This window comes from Weissella diestrammenae (assembly GCF_014397255.1).
GTDB classification, from domain to species: domain Bacteria; phylum Bacillota; class Bacilli; order Lactobacillales; family Lactobacillaceae; genus Weissella; species Weissella diestrammenae.
This window is the reverse complement of sequence record NZ_CP060724.1, coordinates 1,335,888-1,351,814: the sequence shown is the minus strand read 5'-3', so window position 1 is coordinate 1,351,814 and position 15,927 is coordinate 1,335,888. Positions and strand designations below refer to the sequence as shown.

Genomic DNA, 15,927 nt, shown 5'->3' with positions numbered 1-15,927 from the left:
GTTTTACCTACCCTAGGCTCGGCACATTTAACTCAGTTAAGAATATCAAATTTAAGTTATGAATAAAAGTATTTCTATCAATTAATTCAACTCATTGTTTTGATTATTTGCTGTGATTGAAAAAAACTGTGCTAGTTGTGCTTGAAGTGCTGATGTTTCAATTTCTAATTGTGGCATATCCTGGGGCAACATATTTCGCATCGTTTTACCATATTGTTTTTGAATAATTCGCTTATCAAAAATAACGATCACACCTCGATCATTCTCCGAACGAATTAGTCGGCCAATTCCTTGCCGTAATTTCAAAATTGCCTTGGGTAGAATGCTCTGATGAAAGATGCTTTGTCCAGTATTTTTCAACAATGCATCCTCGGCCTGTTGTAAGACCGTATTAGGCTGATCGAATGGCAGGCGCGCAAGAACAACAAGTTCTAATGCGGAACCAGGTAAGTCCACGCCCTCCCAAAAACTCATTGCACCAAGAATCATGACATGCGTTTCACTTTGCATTCTTTTCAGAAGCTTTGAGCGCGTACCTGAAATACCTTGTGCCAAAACAGTTGTTTCACTCTTCCTATAGCGGGTATCGTTCACGATTGTGTGATAAACCCTTTGTAACATCTCATTAGATGTAAACAGAACAAGTGTATTTCGATTAACATCATTCATTATAATCAATAATTGCTCACTTAAATAACGCACAAATTCTTCATCTGAAGGTAATGGGGCATCATTTACCATAAACAATGCAGATTGCCGTTTATAATCATAAACCTCTTTGAATTTCTCGCTGACTGCAGTGTCATGATTGAGATTTAACCGTGTATAAAGATAACGTGATTTAGTCGTCGTAAATAGCGTTGCGCCAGTAATAAATGGTGGCATAAAGTTCGGATAAATTAATTTTTTGAAATAATCCTGTGTATGCAATAAACCACCTGCGAGCTGTAAACTAAGATTATTTTGGCCATGATTGTCGGTGATCCAAAAAACAGTGGCATCAGGATAATTGATTAAATCATCTTGAAATTGAAATAAAATCCGTCCATTCTCCACAATTGACGATAGCATCCGTCGAAAATCAGCTAAGCTTTGTCGCTCATTAAGACTAAAGACATCCTGACTGGCCACGAATTTGGCCATCATGTCTTGCTCAACCTGATCCAGCAATTTCAAATGTTTTTTAATTGTTAGCATAACGTCTTGATGATCAACAAAAAAGCGCGCTAATGCTTGGATATCAATCTGATGTTCCGTTCGTCCAGCTGTTGCTGGCGTATGGTAATTCATCACAAACCGCCGATAAATTGCTTGTTGAAATTCCGGTAATACTCGTTCTAATTCAGTTAACTGTTGATCAAATGTTTGCCGTAAGTTTTGACCCCCAATAATCCGTTCAAAAACACCTCGAATACTTGGTTGCACATGACTATCTAATAATTCTTTAGCCATTTGAACTCGGCTTAACCAACTAGAAAAAGCCAACTGATGTCGACTCTGATTAACCACAACGTCCGGTAAACTTTGGGCTTCATCAATGACCAAATAAGGCTTATTCACTGCATCTATCCACAAATGCATCGCCTGGGTAAGATATGCGTGATTAACCACAAGAAAAGTCGCATCTTTTGCAACGATATGCTGTCGCTTTTCAAACTCATACTGATAAAATTTCGATGCTTCAGGATTATTGGCCGTTTGTGATAATTGCGCCATAAATTCCGGTCCAATATTATTTAAATTCAACTCATCAAAGTCACCCGTCAACGTTTCCGTTAGCCAGACTAATATCTGTGCTTTAGCAAATTGCATCGCAATCGAACCTTCATCACGGAGCAATAAACGTTTAAAACTTTGTAAATTTAAATAATTTCGTGTGCCTTTGAGTTGTGCGCCCCGAATATCAAAAGGAACAACAGACTTAAGTTGTTGGTTGATAGTCTTTACGACCTGATGTTGCAAGGCAATGGTTGGTACCGTAATCACAACCTGCTTATTTGTCATTGTTGCCAGATATGCGAATGGCATTAAATAACCTAAAGTCTTACCCATACCTGTTGGTGCTTCGATAATCAACGCATCATCACCAGGTGTATGTACCTCGTCTCGATCGATGTAGTGATCAAAAATCATGTTCATCATTTTAGCTTGATCGGCACGATAAGAGAGCTCTTTAGGGTACAAATTTTCTTTTTCTATCTGCTTTTTGGGGTAATGGGTTGTTGCTGGCCGTTTATGTTTTGATGGCGCTGAAAACCGTCTAATTGCCAATCGATCCACAACAACCAGGTTTTTAGCTAATGGTAAAGGATTGGCACGATTAATTTCAAGTGCCAAATCAAAAATTTGTTTTGTTTCGCGCGGCAAAACAAGTGGCAACTCGACTAACGATTGTAAAGTTATCATCGGCAATGAAGCCGCTTTATCAATTGCTGCGATTAATAACATGCCAGTTGCAACTGCGTCACTGTCTGCACGATGTGGATTGCTATGTTCAATATGTAGTAACTGCGTCAAGTCACTTAGCCGATAGCTAGACGCTGTTGGCCATAAAATTTGAGATAAAGTAACCGTATCAATGGCTTGATTAGTTAACTCAGACAACCCAACTCGTTGAAATTCAGCATTTAAAAATGGTAAATCGAAATTAACATTATGTGCAACAAAAACAGTATCAACTAACATTGCATGCAGCATTTGCGCCACATCTTCAAAATAAGGAGCTGATTTGACCATACGGTCCTCAATATGTGTTAATTTTTCAATGGCTGTTGGAATTTGAACTCCTGGATTTATTAAAGTTGAAAATTGATTGACAACTTTTTTATCTTGCACAAAAGCGACCGCAATTTGGATAATACGGCCAGTCTTGTTCTGTGTACTCGTTGTTTCTAAATCAACAACTGCATATGTCACCTGTTTTTTCACCATTTACCACCATAAATTTTTCTAATATTTAATATTATATCATGATTAATATCGACCCTCTCCGCTGTTTTGTGTAATCAATCATGGAAAGACCGCGCCCTAATTCGTAAAATCTAGTAAAATAGAATATATCTCATTTTATTAACTGAATTAATGAGTGAAAGACACTTTTAGAAATGGTGGCATTTAATTTGAAAAAAACAGCAATTGGAAAGAGTCACGCTAAAGTTATTCTAATGGGCGAACATGCCGTGGTTTATGGTCAGCCAGCCATTGCCCTTCCCCTTCCTAACCTCACATTCACTGCCCAACTTACGACACGTGCGACTGGCCAATTAATATTGGCACCAGCATATCAAGGTTATTTATCAGATATGGCAGAAAACTACGAAGGTCTGCGTCAATTAATTACGCGTTTACTTGACTTCTTTGATGCCAATGATATCGGCTTTACATTAAAAATCACTTCACTGATTCCACAAGAACGTGGGATGGGTTCATCCGCCGCCAGTGCAATAGCTATTACGCGTGCCTTTTACGATTTTTTTGACGCTAAATTAACAAATGAGGCGCTACAAAATTGGGCGGCAATTGAAGAAGGTATCACCCATGGATCACCTTCTGGGATTGATGCTGCGACCGTTGCCAGCCAAGTGCCAGTTTGGTTTATTAAACACAGTCACCCCGAAGCAATGGCATTCAATTTCGACGGTATTTTAATTTTGGCAGATACAGGCATTCATGGTCAGACAGGTCTTGCGGTTTCAGTGGTGCGTAATAATCTAGTCAATCAACCTCAAAGTATGCAAAATCACATCACTGACCTTGGTAAACTTACCCTATCTGCCAAAGACACCCTCGCCGACGACAATATTGAATTGCTTGGTACCTTAATGGACGATGCGCATAGCCATTTAAGAGCACTAGGCATCTCACACCCAAAACTAGAATTGCTCGTTTCGGCAGCCAAAAACGCTGGGGCGATTGGGGCAAAATTAACCGGTGGTGGTATAGGTGGCACAATGATTGCCCTAACTGATAACCAAAAAACTGCTAAAAAAATCATCGCTGCCTTAGAAACTGCTGGCGCAAAAGAAATTTGGATGCAAAACTATCAACAGCATCAGGAGTAATTATGACGACATATACAGCAAAGGCGCACACAAATATTGCCCTCCTCAAGTACTGGGGCAAAGCCGATTCGCAATTAATCATCCCCACAACCACTTCAATTAGTCTCACATTAGATGAATTTTATACTGAAACTGCTGTCAATTTCGATGCATCACTGACATCTGATGACATCTATATCAATGATGACCAAATAACCGGCGCAGCAGGTCAAAAAGTCGTTACCTTTCTCAATTTAGTTCGACAACAAGCTAATATCACCGATTTTGCAGTAGTTCGTTCTAATAACCATGTCCCAACAGCAGCTGGATTGGCCTCCTCTGCTTCGGCTTTTGCAGCACTAGCTGGTGCAGCATCAGCTGCAGCTGGTATTTCAACCGATTTAACCGACCTATCTCGTTTAGCGCGACGAGGATCTGGTTCTGCTAGTCGATCAATTTTTGGCGGTTTCGTCCAGTGGCAGCGTGGAAATGATGATCAATCTTCAGTCGCTGAACCAATTCAGCAAATAATTGATTGGCCAATTCAGTTAATTACAGTCGTCATTTCTGATCAACCAAAAAAAATTAACTCGCGAAGTGGTATGCAAAATGCCATGCAATTTTCACCAGACTATCCAGCATGGGTTAAACGCACAAATGCAATGGTGCAGCCCATGCAACAGGCTATTCAAAATCACGACTTAGAAATGCTAGGGCACATGGCTGAAAGAAATGCATTAGAAATGCATGCCCAAAATATGATGGCAAATCCAGCCTTCAATTACCTGACTGATCGGTCTTGGACGATTATTAATACTGTCCAAAAATTGCGTCGAGAAGGCATACTTGCATTTTCAACAATGGACGCTGGTCCCAATGTTAAAATTATTTCAGATCCTAAAGATACGGAAACAATTATTCATGCACTCCGTTCTTCGGTACCCGACATTCAATATCAAATTGCTACGCCAGGGCCTGGTATCACCATTCAACAAGGAAATCATTTGTCATGACAGTAATTAAAATCCCGGGTAAATTATTTTTAGCCGGTGAGTACGCAAATACTGATCCTGGTCAACCCAGTATTGTTTTTGCAGTCAATCGATTTATCACATTTGATGCACAACTGAATACTGAGCCGTTAATTGTTGTGACCAGTGATTTACTTGGATACAGGCAATATCAACCAGATGAATTATTTAACTTATTACCTAATGACGATTGGCGACTCATTCAACAGAGTTTATCTGTTTTTGCGCAATTCATGATGAACTGTCAGCAATCAATTCAGCCATTCAAATTAAATATTTCTAGTGATCTAACGATTCATGACCAAAAAATTGGTCTCGGGTCATCTGGTGCGACTGTCATTGGGATTATTAAATCTCTTTTCATCTTACATCAAATGCCACATTCGCCACTAACGATTTATAAATTAGCGGCTATTGTGCTGCACAGTCTACCTAATTTTGTCAATGGGTCGATGGGGGATTTGGCTGCAGCAGCATTTTCAGGCCTCATATATTACCAAAAGTTCGATCATGTCTGGTTGACAACACAACTTCAAACACAATCAATCGCATCAATCATTACAGAACAATGGCCTTGCCTAGTTATTCAGCCATTAATTTGGCCAACTGATTGGCACATAACCATTGGTTGGACGCAAAAGCCTGCGAATACACAGATCCAATTGAACCAAATTACGACACAAGACGAGACTGAGTCGACGTTTCAAACCGCGTCAGCTCGAATTGTGAAGCAGCTAGTTGCGGCAATTAATACCACCAATTGGTCCCAAATGGCACAGGCATTGATTGATAACCGGCAGCTGTTATCAACTTATACACAAGCTCGACATATCCCCTATCAAACGCCAAAACTGGTACAACTCATGCACAGTGCTGACCGAATACATGTCCCCAGTAAAATTTCTGGCGCAGGTAACGGAGATAACGGTTTAGCAATCGTTCAAACAGCATGGCAATTATCGGCCCTACAAAAAGCTTGGCAGGCACATCATATTATGCCATTACCATTATCAATTTATACAGAAAAAGAGGTTTAATATGGAATCAGCACATGCTCATCGAAAAGACGAACATTTGGCCGTCGCTGAGGCAGAATATCGAAAAGAACCCGCAATTTCATCGCTTAATCAAGTTCGTTTAATCCATCGTTCACTACCTGAAACTGCACTCAATCAAGTGTCACTCACAGTTGATGACAATAATTTTCCGCTTAGTTCGCCGTTTTACATTGAAGCCATGACTGGTGGCAGTCAAAAAACGGGATTAATCAATGAACAATTGTCACAAGTTGCCAAAGAAACCAACATTGCCATGGCGGTTGGTTCACAAAGTATCGCATTAAAAGAATTTGATACTATTGCCACTTTTGAAAACGTTAGAAAAATCAATCCAGATGGCTTTATTATCGCTAATTTAGGCGCTGGACACACAGCATACGAAGCCCAACGTGTTGTCGATATGATCGGCGCCAATGCACTTGAAGTTCATGTAAACGTCACACAAGAAATTGTCATGCCAGAGGGTGATCAAAATTTCATCTGGTTGGAATCATTAGGTGAAATTATCACAACCAGTGCTGTCCCAGTCATTATTAAAGAGGTTGGCTTTGGTATGGATCAAACAACAATTCAACAACTTGAACAAATTGGTGCTAAATATATTAATCTTGGTGGCCGATCAGGTACAAATTTCGCAAAAATTGAAGATCGTCGTAATCGATCACTATCGGTCGAGCAACCTTACCAATTTCTTTATGACTGGGGACAGACAACCGCTGAATCATTGCTGGAAGCACGGTATGCACATGCATCAATCATCGCAACCGGCGGCATTCAAACACCTTTGGATATTTTAAAAGCACAAGTTTTAGGTGCCAAAGCAGTCGGCGTCGCTGGTCACTTTCTGCATACTTTATTGTCAAAAGACGTTGACGCCTTGATTGCAGAGGTTACACTCTGGCAAGATCAATTACGACAACTTTATGCCATGGTTGGTGCCAAGCAAGCAAGCGACTTAACTCAAGTTCCCTACATTTTAAGCCCAGAACTCTATAACTACGCGCAACAACGGCATTTAATTAACTAGCTTTGAACATTAATAATTTCTTAAGGCAACTACAGATTTCTAAAGAGTCATAAGCAATTATGGTGTTACACTCGTGAACTGGAACAGAGCACTCATTTCTTTGTATACTCGTAGTATGAAAAATATGTTAACTGAAAGCATCCGTCAGCAAACGGATGATCAAATAATTGAAGCAACGCTAACACTCTTACAAAGTCAATCTTATGACCAACTTGCTGTGACCGAGATTACACGCAAGGCAGGCGTGTCACGGATGGCTTTCTACCGTCACTTTGGAACCAAAGAAGCTGTAATTAGCGCCATTGTTAATCAATTAACTACTGATTTTGCAAACGAGGCGCAACATTTACCAAACGACTCAAAAAAAGTAGCCGAAGCTTTCTTTGAATTTATTCAAGCCAATGCAATGGCTATTGCTGTGCTTTTAAATGCTGGTTTGCGTGAACAATTCTATCCACCATTGCGTGATATTTTGCATCGTCTGTATTCAGATATTCTACGTGAACAAGCCACAAATGCGGCAGCTGTAGACTACGTTTCAGATTTCACAGCTTCTGGTATGCTAGCCATTGCAATTCGTTGGATTTCAACTGGTATGCAAGATTCAATCACATCATTAGCGACTATCGCCAAAGAAATGACTGACGCACAAGGTGAATTTCTATAAAAAACCGACATGCCATCGGTTGCAATAAACCCCTTAAGTTGGACTTATACCAACTTAAGGGGTTTATTTTTTTACTTTAAGCCAAATAATCGCTTCTTACGTCGCATAAACGAGAATCCTTCGCCTAACGTTTCGGTTGTTTCCACCATCGTTACAAATGCTCGTGGATCAATCTCAGATACAATCGCACGTACTTTTTGAACCTCAGTTGGATCAACAACCGTATATAACACACGTCGAAATTCGTGTGAATACCCGCCTTCAGCATGAAGTAACGTTGTACCTCGTTCTAGTTCATTCATAATAGCCTGCGAGATTTCCGCATCATGCGTGGTAAAAATCATAAATGCACGTGCTGAATACCCACCTTGTTGCGTCAAATTAACAATTCTTGCAAAGACAAACGACGCAATTAATGTGTACACCATTTCTGGCACATTAATATATACCAGCGAAGCAGTCAACACCACTGCATCTAAAATAAACATCGTTCGTCCCATTGGTACTTGCCATCGCTGTTCAAAAATACGAGCAATAATATCAGTCCCACCTGTTGTACCACCAAATCGATAAACAAGACCTGATCCTATCCCCGAAAAGGCACCAGCCAGCAATGCGGAAATCAACATATCATGGTTCAAATCAAATTGTACTGGCATACGTTGCCATAACCACAGCCAAAAGGACAATGAAGCAATTCCAAAAAACATATAAACAATATCACGTCGGGCTAACATTTTAAAACCTGCTAGCACTAATGGCACATTCAAAATAATATTCATATATGCAGGGTTAATACCAAATAACGCACGGGTAATCAATGTAACACCCGTGATACCACCTTCAGCCAAATGATTAGGAATATTAATATTCACTAATCCCCATGCATATAATGCCGTACCAATAATAAAAATCAAGAAATCTATGGCGCGCATCTTTTGATGCGTCAATGCATTTGCTTCCATTGCCATGCCTCACAATATTGATAATTTATTGAGTTAAAAACACCATATAAAAAGCAAGGCTAAGCGACCTTGCTTATCACACGTTACTTACTTGATGAACTTGATGAACTTGATGAGCCTGATGAGCTACTTGTACTTGTCTTAGCAGTTGATGCTTTCTTAGAATCAGACTGACTTGATGTTTTCTTTGTAGCTGATGAAGACTTGGCTTGTGAAGCCGAGTTAGCAGCTTCAGTATATGTCACAAGAGCTGACTTGAGATCCTTGTCGGTAATATTAACCTTAGCTTTGTTTAATTGTTCACCAACAAACGCAGTCATTGCACTCGTATCTGTGGCTAACTTCTTATCTACCAAGATATCCTTCATCTTGCTCTTTAATTGCTTGTATGACTTCTTGGCCGTACGTGAATTCATCTTGATGACGTAGTAAGCATCAGATGTAGCTGTACCAGTCGTGGCATCAGTCGTTCCAGCAACCTTAACTGGAGTCTTAGTATATTCACCTTTCTTCAAGGCAAAAGCAGCTTTCATCACATCAGCACTAACTGTCGTGGCGCTAGCCGTTGAATCAAACGCAGCCATCTTTCCACCATTAGTTTTAGTTGTTTCATCCGTCGACTTAGCTTTGGCTTCATCTGCGAAATTCTTACCATCATTTAAATCATTAATTACAGCCTTCGCATCGTCTTCAGATGCCGTTTTAATCACTGAAATTGAAACATTCGGTGTGTAGTCCTTATATGCTTTCTTTAATTGAGCCTCAGTAAATTTTTGATTAGCTTTATAGGCTACTTTTTCAAGCGCTGACAAGTACAAATTATCCTTGTACGTTGCTGTTGTCATGCCACTTTGAGACAAAGTTGATTCAAAAGATTCGCCATATTGTTTTTTGGCTTTATTATATTGTTTATCAATTTCTTTTTGGTCAACTTTATCAGCATAATCTTTTGACAAGACCTTTTTAATGACTAAATTAGCAAACGTTTGTTTACCTTCTGGTGTTGCTTTCAAGGCTGAATATAAGCTCTTTTCTGATACAGAACCTGCATCCGTTGTTGCCACATTTTTACCGCCTGAAAGGCCAAAAACTACTAACCCCCGGCTACTACAACAACGGCAATTAATGCCCAAATTTTTTTCATGAATTCACAATCTCCCTATACGCATTTTATTCTAATTATTTTATCACAAATCTAACCAAAAAACTTTTTCCGAACTAGTTAATCCGTTCAAAAGTCGCCCCCATCGCAAAGCGACCATTATCAATTAACGCATTAACGTGTAAATGCTCATCATAATCAGGATCAAAATAAGTCAAACGTGCCGCATTAATTCGCCAAGGCACCGTTCGCCAATGTGTCACTAAGAACTGATCTGACTCAGTTTGACGCTCAGTTAAATAGCGTACAACGAGTCTAATCCAGTTAATGCCCGTGATTTTACTCAAAAAGGCAATATGTGTGAACGGCATTGGTCGAATATCATCGGCTGAGATGGCATCATCAATTGGCCAACGATCAACCACTAATTGATACATGCCAGCTCTGGAGATATTCAACGTTGGCTTTGGCAATGATTCATACAATGATTCCGTTAACACTTGCTGATCAATTACAATCCCACCGTTATCTTGATGTGCAAGTGCGATTGGATGTAATTGATCGCCATCCCAAAAATAGTTAATGACAGTTTGTTCATAATTTTCAGATAAACTACTTGGTAAATATTTCTCCTTAGCAATCACATTAACAATGACACCCATTTCACGTAATTTCGCAATTAATTTAATGCGATTACCTGGAATAAAGACATACTTGGGCTGTTCAATTTCTAGAATGCTCATAACATCTGATAATTCAAGTGGTTCATAATAATGTTTATCTGCAATTTGCGGAATGAATAATAAGTCGTGCGGATTATTATTCATCGCAATAGTTTTGATCCCCAACGTTCGTAATTCAGAAGCGACCGAGGCCATAGCATATGAAGCTGCTGCCCCATCTCCTAATCGAAAAGCGCCTGTTCCAATCACAAGTGCTGATTCGTCACTCAAACGATGACTCTCATTTTCAGTTTCAAAAGTACTATAGTAATGCGAAGTTGCTTCCTCAAATTCACCTGCCGATGGGTCAAACGCTTTAAACGTAGGTAAAATATTTTTATCCCATCGATACCGACGAACATTCTCGTACTTATCGTGCCATAATTTAGCAATTAAACCATCACTTAACCCATAATATTTTGCATCTTTTAATGCTTCTTCATTCCAAGGATTAGCAACGACATTTGTTTCTATTTGCATAATTCGACGTAGTTTATAAAAATAAAATGGATCAATTTTTGTCACTTCAGCCAATTCATCGACAGTATACCCTCGCCGTAGCGCTTCAATTAGAACAAGAATACGATTATCGCGGGGATGAATAATTTGTTCAACCAATGCATCATCTGACAGTGAATTCATCACTGTTGGTGAAAAATTCCGGTTATTAAAATGAGCTGCTCGAATCGCTTTTTCCAAAGCTTCTTCAACGCTACGACCGACACCAATTGTTGCGCCCACTGATTTTTGAATTGTATCCAAACGATGATCCGTTACAATCCAATCAGCTTCTAATTCCCCAAAACTAAATACAGGGAAGCGCATCACCACGTGATCCATCACCGGTTCTAGTAACGCCGTATTTTGGGCATAAATCTGAGGTACATCAACTGAATCAAACGTCTCACCAAGTAACAGACCAGTCATCACTGGTACCAGAGGATAACCGGTGGATACCATGATTAATGCCGCTTGTCGGTCAAAGTACGGTGTCACACGCGTCACAACATAAGTTTCAGTTTCTGGATTGACCGCAAAACGAATTTCAGCCAACCCAATCATTTTAAAGCCGCGCATAACCTGAAAAGCTGAATGACGCAGTTTTTGGACGATTGGATCAGGTAACGTTTGCAAAGGGGTCACGGCAATTGAATCTGCCGTATGGATACCAACTGGGTCCATATCCTCAACGCCACCAATCATCAATGCATTATCTTTAATATCCCGCATTGCGACAATCGTAATTTCACGATAGCCACCAATTCCTTGATCAATATTAACTTGATGTGTTAATGACCGCTCTAATGCCGTTTGAACGGTTTCTTCCAATTCCTCTGCATCATCAGCATGCAACCGTAATGTTTCGCCACTCGGGGCAACCGGTCGCACAACCACTGGAAAATTAAAATCACGAACCGCATCAAATGCTTCCGACACGCTAGCAACCAATCTTGTGCGAACACCCTCTTCGCCAATCTGAACCAACCGTTCTTTTAATACTTTTGTATTTTGAGCTGCTTCAATCACTGGAACAGATAAGCCCAAAATTTTTGGTGCGTCACTACCTAAAGCAACTAAAATTTCATGACTCAATCGAATGGCTGTTAGTCCGCCAATTGAGGCCATAATGCTCGTAATCGCATATTCTTGAATGATGTTTAACAAATTAGGCAAGGTTAAAGCGGTCAGAATCGGCGTAATATCTGTCCGTTCAATTGTGAAATTATATGGATTGTCATCAACTAAGAACACATCATGGCCACGTTTTCGCAACATCGATACCATTTGATAACCCGCGGTATCGCTTTCAGTTTCACGACCAAAGTCATTTGCTGATCCGCCAATAATTAATATGCGTTCACTCATGCAAATGTGCCTCCTTTACGCGCTGAAACCATTTCCATAAATTCAGCAAAAATATCAGTCGCTTCGTACGGACCAGGCGCAGCATCCGGGAAAAATTGAACCCCAAAGGCAGGAAAATCCCGATGGCGTAACCCCTGAATAGAATTATCCATCAAATCCACATGCGTTACCATTAAAGATGCACCCGCCAAATTATCTCGATCAATTGCATAGCCAGCACCTTGATTGGCAAATAGGATTTTACCCGTAATTTGCTCCCGAATGGGATGATTCATCCCATGATGTTCAAAATTCAAAGGAATTAGTTTTGCCCCATTCGCCAGAGCAAATAGCTCATGTCCAAACCCAATCCCCAGTAAGGGAATTTCAGCTTGCACGGCTTGAATTAATTTAAATAAGTCAGGAGACATTTGACGCGGGTCACCTGGCCCAGATGACAATACGACCCCATCTGGATCTAAATTAACTACTTGTTCAAGTGTGGTGTTATATGGCAAAACGGTCACATTTGCATCAAAATCACGTAAATTTCTTAGAATACCATTCTTCAAGCCGAAATCCAAAATAACAACATTAGCCCCACGGCCTGGATTAGCATATGGTTTGGGCGTTGAAACTTGTGAGACCTGTTTTGTCGTCAGCACCATCGCATTTAATTGATCAAAAGCATGTTCATCTGGTACATCAACAATACTGGCTTTTTGCGTGCCAGTTTGCCTCAAATGTCGCGCTAACGCACGGGTATCAATCCGAGAAATACCAGGTATATTATGCCGTTGCAAAAAAGAATCGAGACTCATTTGCTGTAAGCGATTCGTTGACACATCGGCTATTTCTCGTGCCACAACACCTTTAATGGTTGGAACAACACCTTCATCAGCGCGATGATTAATACCTGCCGCACCGATTGTCGGCGTTGTAAACATCACAATTTGATTATGGTAAATCGGATTTGTGATAATTTCTTGATACCCTGTCATCGAGGTATTAAATACAATTTCTCCAAAGGTTGTCGCTGGTGCGCCGAAGGCCTCCCCTTCAAAAATCGTTTTATCCTGTAAAATCAGGTAACGCTTGACCATGATGGCGACTCCTTTCCAAAATAAAACCTAATTGGTGACATCTCAATTCTTAATTCTTGGGTGAATTAAATAATTTCAACCGAATCTAAACCATCTATCTCAGCCATCTTAACTTTAATACGTTCAGACGCAGCCGTTGGAATGTTTTTCCCAACAAAATCAGCCCGAATTGGTAATTCTCTGTGTCCACGATCCACAAGTACCGCTAAGTTCACTGCAGCCGGTCGTCCATTATCCATCAGCGCATCTAAGGCAGCTCGAATTGTCCGACCCGTATACAAAACATCATCAACTAAAACAATGCGTTTATCGTCAATCGATACACCTAAATCACTAACCCGTGAGATACGTTCATTTGTGTCATCGCGGTAAGTTGAAATATCTAACTCGACAACTGGAATTTCTGCATTCTCTAATTGTTGCAAACGTTCTGCAATTCGTTGTGCTACAAAAACACCCCGTGTCTTAATTCCCACAATAACTAAATTATTAACACCTTTATTTTTTTCAATAATTTCATACGTAATACGTGTCAATGCTCGTTGCATTGACATTGCGTCTACAATTTCTTTTACTGTCATTAATTTAGTCCTCACTTGTCTGATTACTATATGGCTCTAAATCAGCTAATACATCATTAAAATCTTGTGGTAATGGTGCTTCAAAAATCAATTCTTTACCACTAGTTGGTTGCGTTAACCCTAATGTATGTGCATGTAGATATTGACCATTTCCTGGTAACGTCTTTTTAGGGCCATACAATGGGTCACCTGCAACAGGATGCCCAATATATGCCATATGCACACGAATTTGATGTGTCCGCCCAGTCTCTAATTTGACTGACAACAAAGTATATCCAACATAGCGCTTTAATACTTTAAAATGTGTGACTGCCTCGCGCCCATTTGGTACAACTGCTTGTTTCTTGCGATCGCTGCTTGAACGTCCAATGGGGGCTTTAATGGTACCAGAATTTTCTTTAAATTCACCATGAACAAGTGCGATATACTCACGTAGATTTTTTTTTTCCTTCAAATCCGCTGACAAAGCTTCATGGGCTTTGTCATTTTTAGCAACCATCAACAAACCTGATGTGTCTTTATCAATACGGTGCACAATGCCCGGCCGAAAAACACCATTAATCTGTGACAAGGGGGTATGATACATTAATGCATTCACTAATGTGCCATTCTCATGCCCAACTGATGGATGAACTACCATGCCCTTGGGTTTATTGACAACTAATAAATCATCATCCTCATAAATAATATCAAGCGGAATGTTTTCCGGCTTTAAATCAATGACAACTGGATCTGGAATAGTCACCGTCACTTCATCCCCAATCACAGGTGTGTACTTTGGCTTTTTTAGCTGACCATTAACAGTTACTAGTTCTTGCTTAATCCACTCACTAATTTGTGACCGTGAATGTTGTGGTAAATAACTTACAATGGTCTTATCTAACCGACCAATCTTTTCATTGACGATAAACGTCTCACTTGTCATCTTGTTCCCCTAATTTTTCTTTTAATAACTGGCGCATTTTTGTAGACAATAATATGTTATAAGCATCATCATTGTAATCAAACAATACCCCGTGACGCGTAAATTGCACGTGCTCAACTTCACTCAAACGAACTGATAATCGACTCGCACTAAATAACTGTGTTAAATGTATATATTGTTTATCCACAATAATTTTTCGCCTTAAAATTGCGATTGTTAATGTGATCAAAAAAACAAATAATAACGTGACCGACCAAACATTAATATGCGTCACTTCAAGCTGCATGATTAACGCTGCTAGTCCTATCATCAAAATCCAAGCCCAATTAACCATTCCGACCATTCCAGCCGGTTGATAATGTCCCTTCATTATTTGTCCTCCTCAATTATTTTCTATATAATAATTTATCATCACTACCTTAAAATTATACCAGAGAATCGAGGTAACAAACATGCTCATCAAGCTCTATTCAGATGCGGCGACACGCATGACCGACCAAAAAAGTGGTGCTGGAATTTTAATCATTAAAAATCAAACTCAAATTCAAATTCATCAACCATTACCTGATCATATCGATAACCATCAAGCTGAATTCCTGGCTGCCATTGCTGGTTTTAAAGCACTGATCGATTATTGTGATGGCTCAGAAACAATTATGTTTTTTACAGATTCTCGGATTTTAAGTGACAGTTTAGGTAAAGAATTTTCCACTGCCTATCCAAAATTATTAATTGAATTGATTCATTTACAAAATAATTATCCACTTGTCATCAATCAATGGGTACCTGAAAAAGAAAATCAGGGTGCCCACAAACTGGCATGGCAAGCTATCCATTAAAGATGACTCCTTCGGCTATTGA

14 protein-coding genes are annotated in these 15,927 nt (G+C 39.7%); 6 read left to right on the top strand and 8 right to left on the bottom strand.

Features of this window, described 5'->3' with window-relative positions:
* Positions 1–81: 81 nt before the first annotated feature.
* The gene (locus tag H9L19_RS06625; protein WP_243198149.1) at positions 82–2,931 is read right to left on the bottom strand and encodes a helicase C-terminal domain-containing protein; all 2,850 of its coding nucleotides are present in this window, start codon (positions 2,929–2,931) and stop codon (positions 82–84) included.
* Positions 2,932–3,104: 173 nt separating this feature from the next.
* Between H9L19_RS06625 and mvk the strand changes: the two genes are divergently transcribed.
* The 5 genes from mvk to H9L19_RS06600 all read left to right on the top strand — a co-directional run bounded on the left by mvk (position 3,105) and on the right by H9L19_RS06600 (position 7,823).
* A complete protein-coding gene (gene mvk, locus H9L19_RS06620) occupies positions 3,105–4,061 on the top strand; it encodes a mevalonate kinase (protein ID WP_243198148.1) in 957 nt (318 codons plus the stop codon).
* A 2-nt stretch (positions 4,062–4,063) separates the two neighbouring features.
* Complete coding sequence (gene mvaD, locus H9L19_RS06615; RefSeq protein WP_187528884.1) at positions 4,064–5,053, top strand: diphosphomevalonate decarboxylase; 990 nt, start codon at positions 4,064–4,066, stop codon at positions 5,051–5,053.
* Positions 5,050–6,108: a phosphomevalonate kinase gene (locus H9L19_RS06610; protein ID WP_187528883.1), complete on the top strand. Its 1,059-nt coding sequence runs from the start codon at positions 5,050–5,052 to the stop codon at positions 6,106–6,108. Before mvaD ends, H9L19_RS06610 begins: the two co-directional genes overlap by 4 nt.
* A gap of 1 nt (position 6,109) precedes the next feature.
* On the top strand, positions 6,110–7,156 hold the full coding sequence (gene fni, locus H9L19_RS06605; RefSeq protein WP_187528882.1) for a type 2 isopentenyl-diphosphate Delta-isomerase: 1,047 nt from the start codon (positions 6,110–6,112) through the stop codon (positions 7,154–7,156).
* A gap of 115 nt (positions 7,157–7,271) precedes the next feature.
* Positions 7,272–7,823 (top strand): TetR/AcrR family transcriptional regulator, encoded by a 552-nt coding sequence (locus tag H9L19_RS06600; protein ID WP_187528881.1) that lies wholly within the window; start codon positions 7,272–7,274, stop codon positions 7,821–7,823.
* Between the two features lie 71 nt (positions 7,824–7,894).
* Here H9L19_RS06600 and H9L19_RS06595 read toward each other — a convergent pair whose 3' ends face one another.
* The 7 genes from H9L19_RS06595 to H9L19_RS06565 all read right to left on the bottom strand — a co-directional run bounded on the left by H9L19_RS06595 (position 7,895) and on the right by H9L19_RS06565 (position 15,436).
* Positions 7,895–8,788: a YitT family protein gene (locus tag H9L19_RS06595; RefSeq protein ID WP_187529944.1), complete on the bottom strand. Its 894-nt coding sequence runs from the start codon at positions 8,786–8,788 to the stop codon at positions 7,895–7,897.
* Between the two features lie 83 nt (positions 8,789–8,871).
* Positions 8,872–9,852, bottom strand: a complete 981-nt coding sequence (locus H9L19_RS06590; RefSeq protein ID WP_243198147.1) for a peptidylprolyl isomerase — start codon at positions 9,850–9,852, stop codon at positions 8,872–8,874.
* A gap of 154 nt (positions 9,853–10,006) precedes the next feature.
* Positions 10,007–12,478 (bottom strand): carbamoyl phosphate synthase preATP-grasp domain-containing protein, encoded by a 2,472-nt coding sequence (locus H9L19_RS06585; protein ID WP_187528880.1) that lies wholly within the window; start codon positions 12,476–12,478, stop codon positions 10,007–10,009.
* Complete coding sequence (locus tag H9L19_RS06580) at positions 12,475–13,560, bottom strand: carbamoyl phosphate synthase small subunit (RefSeq protein WP_187528879.1); 1,086 nt, start codon at positions 13,558–13,560, stop codon at positions 12,475–12,477. Before H9L19_RS06580 ends, H9L19_RS06585 begins: the two co-directional genes overlap by 4 nt.
* A gap of 65 nt (positions 13,561–13,625) precedes the next feature.
* Positions 13,626–14,141: a bifunctional pyr operon transcriptional regulator/uracil phosphoribosyltransferase PyrR gene (gene pyrR / locus H9L19_RS06575; RefSeq protein ID WP_187528878.1), complete on the bottom strand. Its 516-nt coding sequence runs from the start codon at positions 14,139–14,141 to the stop codon at positions 13,626–13,628.
* Between the two features lie 4 nt (positions 14,142–14,145).
* A complete protein-coding gene (locus tag H9L19_RS06570; protein WP_187528877.1) occupies positions 14,146–15,066 on the bottom strand; it encodes an RluA family pseudouridine synthase in 921 nt (306 codons plus the stop codon).
* Positions 15,056–15,436, bottom strand: coding sequence for an EbsA family protein (locus H9L19_RS06565; protein WP_187528876.1), 381 nt, complete (start codon positions 15,434–15,436; stop codon positions 15,056–15,058). The genes H9L19_RS06570 and H9L19_RS06565 overlap by 11 nt, the downstream gene beginning before the upstream one ends.
* Before the next feature lie 82 nt (positions 15,437–15,518).
* On the opposite strand from H9L19_RS06565, the gene H9L19_RS06560 reads away from it, so the two are divergent.
* Positions 15,519–15,905 carry a ribonuclease HI family protein gene (locus H9L19_RS06560; RefSeq protein WP_243198146.1) on the top strand — a complete coding sequence of 129 codons (387 nt, stop codon included), beginning with the start codon at positions 15,519–15,521 and terminating at the stop codon, positions 15,903–15,905.
* Positions 15,906–15,927 lie beyond the last annotated feature (22 nt).